Consider the following 13751-nt stretch of genomic DNA (forward strand, 5'->3'; position numbering starts at 1 on the left):
ATTGCGTCCATCAACATGAATTTCGTTGATGGACGTTTTGATATCTCATATTTACCCTTAAATTTGCCGACATTGAATATTGAAAATGTGGATACATGCGATTATCAGAAGAGCAGATTATTAAGTTAGCTCCCGACGCGGCATCCGTGAAAGCCGGGAAGGGCTTGGCCTCGGCGGCGAAATGGGTATTGCGGGGGGCTAGTGAACGGGCATTGTGGGGACATTGCCAGGGAAGCGGGGCGAATCCTTACCAGACACAGGTGGATTTGCAGAATATAGCTTTCAAATGTTCTTGCCCGAGTCGTAAATTTCCTTGTAAACATAGTTTGGGATTACTATTTCTATACGCATCACAACCGGACCTGTTTTCTACCGGGGAAGAACCCGCGTGGGTTGTCGAGTGGTTGGATAAACGGGTGAATAAAGCGGCGGAAAAGAAAGAGAAAAGCGACAAGCCGGTAGATGCCGAGGCTCAGGCGAAACGCCTGGAAGCACGACATCGAAAGGTGCTGGGAGGAGCCGAGGACTTACAAGGCTGGCTCAGGGATCTGGTGCGTAACGGTTTGTTGAACGTGCCGGAACGGGCGCGGGAGCTGTTCGAGGGAATCGCGAAACGTATGGTGGACGCGCAGGCTCCTGGATTGGCGGGCATGATGCGTCAGTTACAGGAAATCAACTATTTCGGGGAAGACTGGAAATACCAGTTGACCGCCTTGTTAAGCAAAGCCTATCTCGTGGCGGAAAGTTATAAACACCTGGACCAACTGCCCGGGGAATGGCAGGATGAGATTCGTACCCTCGTGGGATACCCCCAATCGAAGGAGGAAGTACTCGCGAAAGGTCAGACGGTGACCGATGACTGGTACGTGGTAGGCACGGAGTCTTTACAACAAGACCGCCTGACCGTCGAGTACAATTGGTTGTACGGGCGACAAAGTAAGAAATACGCCCTATTCTTGCAGTTTATCATGGCGGGGGCATTGCCGGAGATCGCCTTTATGCCCGGCAACGTCGTCCGGGCAGACTTAACCTTTTACCGGGGGATCGACCCGACCCGGGTCTTGGTGCGCGAGCAGCGGGGACCGGGGGAAATATTCCCGGTGGCGGACGGGAGTGCGGGATACGCGGGCTTGTCGGAAGCGATGCGGTATTTTCGGGAGAAACTCACGGTAAACCCTTTTCTCCACGAAGTGCCGGTCATCGTGAGCGGGGTGCGTTTCGCGGTACACGAGGGGCAGTTTTGGTTGCGGGACAGGGACGGGCGTTTCGTGGCGTTGGGTGCGGGAGAATCCGCCCGTCTGAAAGGGCTCGCCGTGACCGGCGGTCGGGAATTCACGGGCTTCTTCATGGCGGGAGAACGCGTGTGGAGAGCCTTGTCATTATGGATAGATGATAAATATTACACGTTGAACAATGAGCATAACGGATAACGTAATCAATACAGCCCTGCTGGGGACGGCTAACCGGGAACTATCCGCCGGGGACCTGCCGGAAGACTTGGGCGATACCTTGTCGAAAATAAAGGAAACCGCGGCGGACGGGGAGGACCTCTTTTACAAGATAGCGGCAGCCTTCTTCGCTTATTACCGTTCCGGGTTAGAACCTTTGAACTTGAAAGACCCCATTCCGGTCACGGCCGCGGAGCCGGAAACGATGCCTTACCCCGGGAAAAAAGCGGCGGCATTATTGGGAATGCTATTAGGCGAAAAGTACGCGCATATGCTACTCTTGTGGTACAAGACGGCCGCGGAACGGGGCTATTTGATCCCCGCGGAATACCTGCCGGACGTGTTGGAAAGGGCATTCTTGCCGGGTAGCCAGACGGCAAAGCGCGAGAAACGCCTGTTGGCTTCCCTGATCGGCAACCGGGGACGGTGGTTGCTCCCCTTGATGAACTATCCGCCCATGCAGGAAGAAGGAAACGAGGATTGGGAAACGGCAACACACGCCGACCGGAAACGCATCCTGTCCCGGGTAAGGGAAAGCGATCCTCCCCGGGGGATCGAACTCTTGCGCGCGGAATGGAAGAACGAGCCGGCACAACATCGGGCGGAATTGCTGGAGTGTTTGAAGACCGGCTTGTCCAAATCGGACGAAGAATTCTTGGAAAGCGTGCGTGTCGGCGATCGTAGCAGCACGGTAAGGGATACCGCCCTCGGCCTGTTGCGGAGGATACCCGATTCCGCTATCGTCGGATTATACGCCCGGACATTAAAGCGGCACTTGCACTATCGCCGCCTGTTCGGTTGGTCCGTCGACCCGGTCGCTTACTCGGATGAGTTCAAAAAAGCGGGTATCAACGAGGTCAGTAGCAATAAAGGAGAGAGCGACAGCGACTACATCTTAAGGCAAATGGCAGAGCGCGTACCCTTGTCCTTCTGGAGTGAAATCTTGGAATGCGACCTTGAAACGGCGGCACAGTGCGCGCGTAAATCCCCGCCTTTTTCCAAGTATATTCATCTGGAAAACGCCATTTTCAACTTCAACGACCGCCAATGGGCGTACTACTGGCTGAAAGGCGAGCGGGTATTGCAACACCCGGAATTGCTCCCCCTTGTGCCCTTGCTATCCGTCGGGCAGCGGGAGGAATTGAACCTGGAAGGGAAAGCGCAACCCAACTTCTACGTGATGCAATGGTTGGATGAAAATGACGAGGAATGGGGCGAGAAGTTTTCCCGCGGCGTTCTGAAAATGATTTACAGCATGGCCTATTGTTATTACGACCGCCCCACCTGCGAGCAACTGGCATTACGCCTGCCGGTATCGCTGCTTGGCTATATCGGGGAATTGGGGGCGGCAAAAGAGAATAGCGGAAGCCATTGGGAATTCACCGTGCGTATGCAGCAATTAATACAAATAAAAAAGGATATACAAGAAGGATTTACAGCGGAAATGTAGATACCGGCTTTAAATTTTAAACAACTTACAATATGGGTTTATTACTAAGACAACACGCCGAACAACAGTTCGAGGAAGAACTGCACGAGTTAAAGAAAAACGAGACCAACAAGGTTCCGGAAAACTGGCAACTATCCCCGCAATCGGTCGTGACCTATCTGATGGGTGGGACATTAAAGAATGGTTTTCAAATTAGTCCAAAATATATCGGGAACCGTCGGTTGATCGAGATCGCCGTGGCAACCTTGGTCACCGACCGGGCTTTATTGTTATACGGTCTGCCGGGGACGGCAAAGAGCTGGGTAAGCGAACATCTGGCGGCTGCCATATCCGGTGATTCCACGCTGATCGTGCAGGGAACAGCCGGAACGGGCGAGGAAGCCATCCGCTACGGTTGGAACTATGCCAAGTTGTTGGCGGAAGGACCCAGCGAGGGTGCTTTAGTGCAAACTCCCGTGATGCGGGCGATGCGGGACGGCAAGCTGGCTCGTATCGAGGAATTAACCCGCGTGGGTTCGGACGTGCAGGACACGTTAATCACCATCCTCTCCGAGAAAACCCTCCCCGTTCCCGAACTGGACCTGGAGATACAGGCTATCCGGGGCTTCAACGTGATCGCTACCGCCAACAACAGGGATAAAGGAGTCAACGAACTCTCGAGCGCCTTGAAGCGTCGTTTCAACACCGTGATCCTGCCTTTGCCCGACACCATCGAGGAAGAAATCGACATCGTGCGCCGCCGCGTGGAAGGATTCTCCACCGTGATGGACATCCCTGCCGAGAAACCGGCACTGGAAGAGATTCGCCGCGTGGTAACCATCTTCCGCGAATTGCGGGGTGGGGCAACCGAGGACGGGAAAACGAAACTGAAAACCCCTTCCGGCACCTTGAGCACCGCCGAAGCCATATCCGTCGTGAATAACGGGCTTGCCATGTCCGGGTATTTCGGCGACGGGCGCCTGAATGCCGTCGACCTCGTGTCCGGTATCATCGGGGCTGTCGTCAAAGACCCCGTGCAAGATCGTGTAATCTGGCAAGAGTACCTCGAAACAGTAGTGAAAGGGCGCGACGGGTGGAAGGACATTTATCGCGCGTCCCGCGAAATGCTGTAATAGATTAATTCATACTATGGCAGACGGAATACATTTTTTAGGTATACGACATCACGGTCCCGGTTCGGCTAAAAACGTGAAAGCCTACTTGGAAGAACTGGAACCGGATATGATATTATTGGAGGGACCGCCCGAGGCAGAACCCTTGCTGCCGGGCGTACTTCACGAGCAAATGAAGCCCCCCGTGGCTTTGCTCGCTTACCAGCCCGACGAACCCAAGCGGGCGGTTTTCTATCCTTTCGCCGGGTTCTCCCCGGAGTGGCAGGCGATGTGTTATGCCGTGAAGCGGGGGATACCGCTCCGTTTCTTCGACTTGCCGCTGGTACATCATTTGGCGTTATGGAAAGAGCGGGAAGAACAAACGGAGCTGCAAAAAGCTAGCGAAGAGGCGCACGACACGGAAGACGAGGGGATGCCATCCGCCCCGGCGGACCAACCGGAGGCGGAAGCCTCACCCGTGCCGCCGGAACCGATGCACGTCGATCCTTTCGCCGCTCTCGCGAAAGCGGCAGGGTACGACGACCCGGAACTTTGGTGGGAAGTGAACTTCGAGAATCGCCGGAACAACGAAGAAATATTCCTTGCCGTGCGCGAAGCCGTCACCGCCTTGCGGGAGGCATACCCCGCGATCGACCGGGAAACCTCCCTGCGCGAAGCCTGGATGCGGAAGATGATCCGGGCGGCACAAAAAGAAGGCTGCCAACGTATCGCCGTCATCTGCGGGGCTTGGCACGTGCCCGGGTTGGAGAAAATGCCCGCGCGAAAAGAAGATAACGAACTATTGAAAGGCTTGCCCAAAGTAAAGGTCGAATGCACGTGGATACCGTGGACTTACGACCGTTTGTCCTACCGCAGCGGCTACGGGGCGGGAATCATCTCCCCGGGATGGTACGACCACGTGTGGGATTACCCCGATGACGACGGTACCCGCTGGATGAGTAAAGTGGCGGCATTATTCCGTTCCCGGGGAATGGACATATCCGTGGCACACGTGATCGAAACGGTACGCTTGGCACAAGTGACGGCGGCCCTGCGGGGATTATCCCGCCCCTCGCTCGAGGAATACAACGATGCCGTCACCACGGTGATGGGCTTCGGCGACCCCGTCGTCCTGCAAATCATCCGGGAGGCACTGGTCATCAGCGACCGCATGGGAGCCGTCCCCGGCGATGTCCCCAAAGTGCCCTTGCTCGTGGACGTGGAGAAACTGTTGAAGCGTTTACGTTTGCCCTTAACCACCGGGATAAAGGAATACGACTTGGACCTGCGCAAGCCCAACGACTTGGAACGGAGTATCGTTTTCCACCGTTTGAACCTGCTCGGGATACGCCTGGCACGCCCCTTGGGAAGCGACGGGAAGGGAACTTTCAAAGAGTCCTGGTCCGTGTACTACGAGCCGGAACAGACGCTCTCTATCATCGAGAAAGCCGTTTGGGGAAATACCTTGGCGGAAGCGGTCGTTGCCTACAACGTGCGTCAGGCCGAAGATATACCCTCCATCTCCGCGCTCGTCGATTTATTGCAACAGGTAATTCCTGCCGACTTGCCCGGCTTGGTGGAGCAAATGACGCGGCGTCTGGATGCCCTCGCCGCCTCCACGACCGACGTGCTGGAAATGATGAAAGCCATCCCCGGCCTGGTAACGGTCGTGCGTTACGGCAGCGTGCGGAACCTCGACTACGCGAAAGTCAACGATATGCTTTACGCCATGATGGCGCGTGTACTGGCGGGGGGAGTGTTGGCGTGTGCCAATATCGACGAGGATGCGGCTGCCGACCTGATGGAGAAGTTTGTCGCGGTCGATTACGCCGTGGCAACGGCAAACCAGCCGGAACTAATCTCCATGTGGACGGAACTCGTGCGGAAAGTGCGTGAGTCTCGCGGCACCCATCCCCTGTTATCGGGCTATGCCACTCGTTTGCTACGGGACAAGAATATACTCGGGCACGAGGAAACGGCTCAAACCCTGCAATATTACACTTCCCGCGGCAACGCGGCCTCCGAAACGGCTTTCTGGTTCGAGGGATTCCTGAAATCATCGGGAACCATCCTTCTCCTGGACGAACAATTGTGGGAACTCGTGAACGGTTGGCTGGCTTCTCTCGACGACGGCACCTTCCTGGAACTCCTGCCCATATTAAGGCGCACCTTCAGCGAGTACAGCGTGCCGGAACGGCGGAAACTGGGCGAGAAAGCCAAGGGGACCTCCGGCGTGAAACGCCTGCACGCCGGGAGCGAGGCTTTCAACGCGGAAGATGCCCGGAAAGTCATTCCTTTAATTTGGCAACTCGTGGGAATAAAATAACGATATATTCAATGATTAAAACAGACATTTATGGATGAAGCTCTTTTAAAGAGATGGCGGTTGATACTCGGGGGCGATGAGGCGGACGGCACGGGGATAACGTTAACTCCCGAGGAATCCCGTGTCGACGACGCTTTGCGTGCCTTGTACGACAGTGACCGGCGGGGCGGGCTGGGAGGTTCGGCTCCCAAAGTAAGCCGTTGGCTGGGTGATATTCGGGAATTCTTCCCGCAATCGGTGGTACAGGTGATCCAGAAAGATGCCATAAAACGCTTGAACCTCACCTCTTTACTCACCGAGAAAGAGATGCTCCAGTCGATCGTCCCCGACGTGCACCTGGTGGCGACGTTGATGTCCTTGAGCCGGGTTATCCCGGAAAAGAACAAGGCGATCGCCCGCGAAGTCGTGCGCAAAGTGGTGGACGAACTGATGAAGAAACTCTCGGCGCCCATGCAACAGGCGGTAGCCGGGGCGTTGAATCGTTCCAGCAGGCGGCGTAACCCCCGCTACAACGAGATCGACTGGAAAACCACCATCGAGAAGAACCTGCGCAACTACCAGCCGGAATACAAGACCATTATCCCGGAAGTGCGCGTCGGCTACGGGCGCAAACGGCGGGCGCTGAAGGACATTGTCCTTTGCCTCGACCAGAGCGGTTCCATGGGCTCGTCGGTCGTCTACTCGGGCATATTCGGTTCCGTGCTGGCTTCCATTCCCTCCGTGCAAACCCGCATGGTAGTCTTCGACACTTCGGTTGTCGACCTGACCGACGACCTGCAAGACCCCGTGGATTTATTGTTTGGTGTACAGTTGGGCGGGGGCACGGACATCGACCGGGCTTTAGGCTATTGCCAAACCGTCATAACCCGTCCCGCCGACACGGTGTTGGTGCTCGTCACCGACCTTTACGAGGGCGGCAACGAGAAAGGAATGCGCGAGAAGATGGTCGCCCTCGTGCAGAGCGGCGTACAACTTATCGTGCTGCTGGCGTTGAACGACTACGGTGCGCCTTTCTACGACAAAGAGAACGCCCAATTCCTAGCCGAACTGGGTGTCCCGGCTTTTGCCTGCACGCCGGATAAATTCCCGGACTTGATGGCAACCGCCCTCGCGAAACAAGATATTAGCGTATGGTTATCAAAAAACAAATGATGAAACAAACGAAGAAAAGTGCCGCACTCGTCGAGCGTTGCGTTGAGATATGGGAAGCCTCCGTGCGGGCTACCCACCACTTCCTCGCGGAAGGGGCTATCGACTTCTACCGTCCTTTCGTGCGGGAGAATTGCCGTGCGCTGCCTCTCCTCCTGCATTACGAGGGCGACGAAGTCGTGGCGTTCCTGGGGTTGGACGACACCTCCATCGAGATGCTATTCGTGCATCCCGATTACCGGGGCATGGGCATCGGGCGGGACTTGGTAGAATGGGCGGTCGACGAGTATCACGCTGAAACCGTCACCGTCAACGAGCAAAACGAACAGGCGGTAGGCTTCTACCTCCGCCTGGGGTTCGAGGTCGCGAGCCGGAGCGCCGTCGACGGTTTCGGCGATCCTTACCCGCTCCTGCACCTGCGTTTGAAGAATCCCCGCCTGCGGCTGGTAAAAGTCACGGGCGACAAGAAGCGTTACCTGCCACTCTTGCTGGATGCCGACCCTTCCGAGGAAATGATCGACCGTTACCTCTCGGCGAGCGAGATGTTCGTGCTCGAGCGGGACGGCGAAGTCATCGGCGAGGCGGTCGTCGACGCCCGGGGTGAAATCAAGAACCTTGCCGTGGCTCCCGCCTACCAGGGGCAGGGGTACGGGACATACATACTCTCTTCGCTGGCAAATCTCTACCGCGGACGTTTCGACTGCCTGTGGGTGGGAACCGCCGATCAAGGGGTGGCGTATTACGAGCGTTGTGGCTTCGAACGGGATCACGTGGTCAAGAACTTCTTCACCGACAATTACCCCGAGCCCGTCATCGACAACGGTCAGCCCTGCGTCGACATGATCTACTTGAAACGACAAATCTAACGGTAACATATTTGCAAACTAACAGGTGCGGCATATGGAAATAATGGCAGAATTCCCGGCGGGAATCAAATTCAAGTACGAGTGGAGGAAATATCAGTCCAGAGTATTAAAGGAATTGGACAATTACCTGTCCAACGGTTCGCTCCACGTCGTGGCGCCCCCCGGTTCGGGGAAAACCGTGCTGGGATTGGAAGTCATGCTCCGCTTGAACCGCCCGACCTTGATACTGGCGCCGTCGCTGGCTATCCGGGATCAATGGATCGACCGTTTCCGGGAGTTGTTCCTACAGGTCAACCGCATCCCCGCGTGGATATCGTGCGATGTCAGGAAGCCCGCCTTCATGACCGTGTGCACGTACCAGGGACTGCACGCGGCTTGCAATAACTTGGATGACGAGGAAGACACCTCACCCCGGAAAAGCCCGGCAACCTCCCCCCGGGAAATAGCCCGCGAGCTCAAGCGGCTGGGGGTAAAGACGGTTATTCTCGACGAGGCGCACCACCTGAAAAACGAGTGGTGCGTCACCCTCGATAGGTTAAAACGGCAACTATCACCCACCATCGTGGGATTGACAGCCACGCCGCCCTACGACGTGACGCTTACCGAGTGGCAACGCTACATCGACTTGAACGGCACGGTCGACACGGAAATCACCGTCCCCGAGCTAATCCTCGAGGGCGACCTTTGCCCGCACCAGGATTACGTTTACCTGTCGCTGCCGTCGCCCGAGGAGTATGACCGGATCAATGCCTTCCGCGCCGACATCGACCATCTCTTCCAGGAGATCCGCAAGGATGCCGTTTTCACGGAAGCCATCTCCACCAATCCCGTTTGGACCGACCCCTTGAAACACCTCGAGTGGATATACGGGAATATGCCATTCTACACCTCCATGCTCGTGTTCCTGCACGACGCGGGGAAGGAGATACCCCCGCTACACTTCAAGGTAATCGGGGGCAAGAAGATCAAGATACCCCCGTTAGATTACGCGTGGATGGAAATATTGCTCGACTTCTACCTTCACTCCACCTTTTTTCCCGGCTACTCCGAGCATCGTGAGGCGTTGCAAAACAAACTGATCCGGCGGGGAGCCACGGAGAACAAGCAGGTACACCTCCGCTACAACAGCCGGCTGATGAAGACCTTGACGGCAAGCGTGAGCAAGCTGAACAGCATCGCCGAGATCATCCGTTTCGAGTCGGGACACCTGCAAGACCGCCTGCGTGCGGTAATCCTGACGGATTATATCCGGAAAGAGTACATGACGAGTACCCCGGTGAACGATTTGCCTCTCGACCGCCTGGGAGCGGTTCCCGTGTTCGAGAAATTGCGTCGGGAATGCGTCGGGACAGGACAGGTGGGAGTGCTGACGGGTTCCCTCGTCGTCGTCCCCGTGGCGGCATTGCCCGCGGTGGAGCGGGTGGCGCGGGAGATAGGGGTATCGCGCGTGGTGTCGTGCGTGTTGCCTTACGACGATACTTACGCGGAGATCGCTTTATCGGGGACGCTAAAGGACGAGATCGTCCGCGTCATCACCCGCGTGTTCGAGGAAGGGGCGATCCGCGTTCTCGTGGGCACGAAAGCGTTGCTCGGCGAGGGATGGGACGCCCCGTGCCTCAATACCCTGGTACTTGCCAGCTGCGTGGGCTCCTTCGTGTCGTCCAACCAGATGCGCGGGCGGGCGATCCGCGTAGAGAAAGGGAACGACGGGAAGACGGGAAATATCTGGCACTTGGTCTGCGTCGACCCGACTTCCCCCGCGGGAGGCGACGACCTGGAGTTGCTGGAACGCCGTTTCCGGGGATTTATCGGTATCTCGAACCTTGTCGACGGGACTATCCAGAACGGCGTGGGGCGCCTGGACATCCCGTCGTCGCTGCACGACCGGGAAACCATAGAGCGGAAGAACAACCAAACGTTTGAAGAAGCGGCAGCCCGCGACACGCTCCGCCGGCGCTGGGAGGACGGTTTGCGGCAAGGCGTGAACCTGGTGGAGGAAATCAAGCTCCCCTTCGGCGAGGAACGGGCGTACCAGTCTTCGCGGAAACTTTACCTGCGCCGCACGCTTGCCTGCCTGTTTGCCGAGGTCGCTTGTGTGGCATCCATCTTCGGCAACGGTTTTCTGCAAGCACTGGGACGCGGTCAATTCCGCAATCTCCGCACGGCAAGTGATTGGTTATACTTTTTACTGGCGCTTTCCGTGCTTGCTTTCTTCGCTTTCGGGTACAAGGGATTGAAAGCCCTTCGCCTTTACCTGAAATACCGGGATATATCGAAGGATATGCAACAGATCGGGACAGCCCTGCTCGACGCGTTGCGGGAGGAAGGCATCATTACCACGAGGGAAGCTGTCGCGGAGGCTTCCAGCGACAGTGACGGGGCGGTATATTGCCACTTGCGGGGCGGATCGACCTACGAGAAGTCCGTGTTCGTGAACGCCTTGCAGGAAATCGTCGCCCCCGTCGACAATCCCCGTTACGTGATCGTGCGCCAAAGCCTGCTACGGGGACGGATCCTCCAGGAGGACTTCCACGCCGTGCCGGAAATACTGGGAAAGAAGAAATCAAGCGCCGAGAACTTCCGCCGGAAATGGGAACACCGGGTAGGGCATTGCCGCCTCGTCTTCACCCGCACGCTGGACGGGCGCGAGTTCCTGCTACACTGCCGTATGAATTCCCTCGCGGCTCGCCTGTCCGATAAGGTCACGCGCGTGAATATTTGGAGATAATCCAATTAATTTAGTACTTTTGACGTGTAATTAAATAAAAACGTGATTATGGGATTTTTATCAAAAATATTCGGTGGTGGCAGTAATGACAGCGAGAAGAAAGAAACTTCGGCGGACAAGATGCTGAAAGTCATTCGCGAGCGAACAACGACAGACTACGCGCGGGTCATCCCCGTGGAAGAAAAGACGATGCCTTGGAACAGCAAGATAGGGGGACTCCCTTACATGCCGCGGGGCTTCGAGTATCCTTATGACGAAACCCAGCCGGCGGCAACGCCGGAATCCGCCGCCGCGGGATGTGCTGCTCGCGGGTTCCGGACAACCGTCGGTGGAAAACCCGGAAGTGGCTACCGGCAGCGGCTCCCGGCCCGATGCCCCGGCTCCCGGGGAGGCTCCCGAAGTGCGGGAGAAGAAACCGTTGCGCTTCCTCGCCCAGTTGAATTTTGCCGAGATGCCCGCCCTCGAGGGTTTTCCCCGCGAAGGCATATTGCAATTCTACGTCAGTGGCGATGATACCTACGGTTTGAACTTCGAGAACCGTGCTGACCAGAAAGGATTCCGGGTCATTTACCACGAGCGCGTGACGGAGGACCCGTCCGCCCTGCTCCCCGACGTGCCCGAAACCGTCCCGGGCGACAGTTTCCCCGTGTCCGAGGAAAGAAAGCTGACCTTCGAGAAGGATTCCATGCCAATGACCCTTTGGGATTTCCGTTTCGAGAAGTTACTGTTGGACATCTACAACCAGACCCACCCGGACGCCACGGTTCCCAACCTCGACCGGGTGGACGAGTCGGTACTCGACGGCGTGTATGCCCACGCCGAGGTGGAAGGCCACCGCGTGGGAGGCTACCCCTCCTTCACGCAACTCGACCCCCGCGAGTACGACCAGAACTTCCAGGAGCATACCGTCCTGCTATTCCAGCTAGACTCCGACGACGAGAACGGCATCATGTGGGGCGACCGTGGCGTGTGCAACTTCTTCATCCGCCCCGGCGATCTCGCGAAACGCGACTTTAGCGGGGTGTTGTATAATTGGGATTGCTATTAACCTACTTCCCTTCCATCCACTCCATATTCGTCGGGTACTGGAACACCTTTAGTTTAAAAAGCGGGAGGATGGCGAACAGGTGGTCGAAGATGTCGGATTGTATCCGCTCGTAACTCACCCATTGTTTATTTGCCGAGAAACAGTATATTTCCAGCGGGATGCCCGTTGGGGTGGGTTGCAGCTGGCGCACCATATGCGTCATCTCGAGATTGATATTCGGGTTGGCGGCAAGCCACGCTTCCATGTATTCGCGGAACGTGCCGAGGTTCGTCAGCCGGCGTTTATCGAGCGGGTTCTCCACGTTGGCGTTGTATTCCCGTATCTCTTGCTGCTTGTTCTCGATATAAGCTTTCAGGAGGGACGATTGTTTCAGGTTCTCCACGTCCTCGTCCGTGAGGTAATGCACGGAATAGATGTCGATATTCACGGAGCGTTTGATGCGCCGTCCGCCGGATTCCTGCATTCCCCGCCAGTTGGTGAACGACTCGGACACCAGCTTGTACGTGGGGATCGTGGAGATCGTCTTGTCCCAGTTCTGCACCTTCACCGTGGTGAGGTTGATCTCGATCACGTCGCCGTCGGCATTGCTGCTGGGCATCACGATCCAGTCGCCGATATTCACCATCCGGTTGGACATCAGCTGTATCCCGGCGACAAACCCGAGGATGGAGTCCTTGAACACTAGCATCAGCACCGCCGACACGGCTCCCAGCCCGGCGAGCAGCGCCAGCGGGTCTTTGTCGATCAGGATACTGATCACGATGATAATAACGGCACAGTAGAAGAATATCTTGATGACTTGTATAAACACCTTGATCGGGCGGTTCTTCGACACGGGGTAGCTCTCGTATATCCGGTTGATACCGTCCAGCACGCTCGACACGATGAGCAGCGCGGAAATCACGATCCAGACGTTGAGCATTTTCATGAGGAAAGCAAATTCCGTCCACTCGCATTCCTTGAATATAACCTGTATGGCGATGGGGGAGATCAGCATCCCGAGGCAGTTGAAGAAATGCTGGTCGAACATCAGGTCATCCCAGTTCGTGGCCGTGCGTCGCGTCAGTTTCAGCACGACACGTGCCAGCCAGCGGCGTGTCAGCAGGTGGATGATCCACGTGATAATGCCGATAATGGCAACCAGTGCTAGGAAATAGATCAGGTCAGCCAATCCTTCCGATAGGATACCGAAATGTTGCAACCCGGCGTCGATGTAGTTTTTAATTGTCATGGTGAATTGTTTTTAGTTGGTTTCGCGCACGCCGACAAAGATACGGAAATAATTGGAAAAGTCCGAACCGAAGGTTCGGACTTTACGAACTTTCGACCAGAACCGAAGGTCCGGTTTTTAACTCCCGATCGCGAGGAAGGTGGAGTTGGAGGTGGTTTTCCCGTCGGCGGTCTTCGCGAAAGAGTAGATTTTCAGTTCTTCCGCGGGGATGATTCCGGGGATTACCGTGGTCGTGCTGCCCGACTCGCCCCTGTTCCTCAATTTGACGAGCAGGTTGAAATGCGTTTCCGGGTGGTAGACGATGGCGAATACCTTGTCGTTCGAGTAGGCGTACGCGCCCTCGAAGATGTTCGATTCTTGGCTAAATACCAGCTTGTACGTCTCGCCTTCCGTCGTCAAGCGCTCTACCGCCAC

General features: G+C 56.4%; 11 protein-coding genes. 9 read left to right on the forward strand and 2 right to left on the reverse strand.

The window, feature by feature from the left end; genetic code table 11:
• Positions 1-95: 95 nt before the first annotated feature.
• Genes BN8899_RS15815 through BN8899_RS15850 form a run of 9 tightly spaced genes read left to right on the forward strand, consistent with a single transcriptional unit; the run spans position 96 to position 12106 of the window.
• Positions 96-1430 carry an SWIM zinc finger family protein gene (locus BN8899_RS15815; RefSeq protein ID WP_065220124.1) on the forward strand — a complete coding sequence of 445 codons (1335 nt, stop codon included), beginning with the start codon at positions 96-98 and terminating at the stop codon, positions 1428-1430.
• Positions 1414-2898: a DUF5691 domain-containing protein gene (locus BN8899_RS15820; protein WP_065220125.1), complete on the forward strand. Its 1485-nt coding sequence runs from the start codon at positions 1414-1416 to the stop codon at positions 2896-2898. The genes BN8899_RS15815 and BN8899_RS15820 overlap by 17 nt, the downstream gene beginning before the upstream one ends.
• A 32-nt stretch (positions 2899-2930) precedes the next feature.
• Positions 2931-4010: an ATP-binding protein gene (locus BN8899_RS15825; protein ID WP_065220126.1), complete on the forward strand. Its 1080-nt coding sequence runs from the start codon at positions 2931-2933 to the stop codon at positions 4008-4010.
• Positions 4011-4026: 16 nt separating this feature from the next.
• Complete coding sequence (locus BN8899_RS15830; protein WP_065220127.1) at positions 4027-6315, forward strand: DUF5682 family protein; 2289 nt, start codon at positions 4027-4029, stop codon at positions 6313-6315.
• A 30-nt stretch (positions 6316-6345) separates the two neighbouring features.
• Entirely contained in the window at positions 6346-7467 is a 1122-nt protein-coding gene (locus tag BN8899_RS15835; RefSeq protein WP_065220128.1) for a VWA domain-containing protein, read from the forward strand.
• Entirely contained in the window at positions 7446-8330 is an 885-nt protein-coding gene (locus BN8899_RS21215) for a GNAT family N-acetyltransferase (protein ID WP_231932398.1), read from the forward strand. Before BN8899_RS15835 ends, BN8899_RS21215 begins: the two co-directional genes overlap by 22 nt.
• Before the next feature lie 34 nt (positions 8331-8364).
• The gene (locus tag BN8899_RS15845; protein WP_231932399.1) at positions 8365-11058 is read left to right on the forward strand and encodes a DEAD/DEAH box helicase family protein; all 2694 of its coding nucleotides are present in this window, start codon (positions 8365-8367) and stop codon (positions 11056-11058) included.
• Between the two features lie 48 nt (positions 11059-11106).
• Positions 11107-11571: a hypothetical protein gene (locus BN8899_RS20965; protein ID WP_187376927.1), complete on the forward strand. Its 465-nt coding sequence runs from the start codon at positions 11107-11109 to the stop codon at positions 11569-11571.
• Positions 11459-12106 (forward strand): YwqG family protein, encoded by a 648-nt coding sequence (locus tag BN8899_RS15850; RefSeq protein ID WP_187376929.1) that lies wholly within the window; start codon positions 11459-11461, stop codon positions 12104-12106. The genes BN8899_RS20965 and BN8899_RS15850 overlap by 113 nt, the downstream gene beginning before the upstream one ends.
• Before the next feature lies 1 nt (position 12107).
• Here BN8899_RS15850 and BN8899_RS15855 read toward each other — a convergent pair whose 3' ends face one another.
• Together BN8899_RS15855 and BN8899_RS20815 are read right to left on the reverse strand one after the other, a co-directional pair.
• Positions 12108-13337, reverse strand: a complete 1230-nt coding sequence (locus BN8899_RS15855) for a mechanosensitive ion channel family protein (RefSeq protein WP_065220130.1) — start codon at positions 13335-13337, stop codon at positions 12108-12110.
• Between the two features lie 117 nt (positions 13338-13454).
• Entirely contained in the window at positions 13455-13751 is a 297-nt protein-coding gene (locus tag BN8899_RS20815) for a hypothetical protein (RefSeq protein ID WP_148375474.1), read from the reverse strand.

This window comes from Butyricimonas sp. Marseille-P2440 (genome assembly GCF_900091675.1).
GTDB lineage: Bacteria > Bacteroidota > Bacteroidia > Bacteroidales > Marinifilaceae > Butyricimonas > Butyricimonas synergistica.

Coding starts and splice junctions, on each gene's coding strand:
- BN8899_RS15815 (WP_065220124.1), top strand. CDS start 96: ATGCGATTATCAGAAGAGCAGATTATTAAGTTAGCTCCCGACGCGGCA.
- BN8899_RS15820 (WP_065220125.1), top strand. CDS start 1,414: ATGAGCATAACGGATAACGTAATCAATACAGCCCTGCTGGGGACGGCT.
- BN8899_RS15825 (WP_065220126.1), top strand. CDS start 2,931: ATGGGTTTATTACTAAGACAACACGCCGAACAACAGTTCGAGGAAGAA.
- BN8899_RS15830 (WP_065220127.1), top strand. CDS start 4,027: ATGGCAGACGGAATACATTTTTTAGGTATACGACATCACGGTCCCGGT.
- BN8899_RS15835 (WP_065220128.1), top strand. CDS start 6,346: ATGGATGAAGCTCTTTTAAAGAGATGGCGGTTGATACTCGGGGGCGAT.
- BN8899_RS21215 (WP_231932398.1), top strand. CDS start 7,446: ATGGTTATCAAAAAACAAATGATGAAACAAACGAAGAAAAGTGCCGCA.
- BN8899_RS15845 (WP_231932399.1), top strand. CDS start 8,365: ATGGAAATAATGGCAGAATTCCCGGCGGGAATCAAATTCAAGTACGAG.
- BN8899_RS20965 (WP_187376927.1), top strand. CDS start 11,107: ATGGGATTTTTATCAAAAATATTCGGTGGTGGCAGTAATGACAGCGAG.
- BN8899_RS15855 (WP_065220130.1), bottom strand. CDS start 13,337: ATGACAATTAAAAACTACATCGACGCCGGGTTGCAACATTTCGGTATC.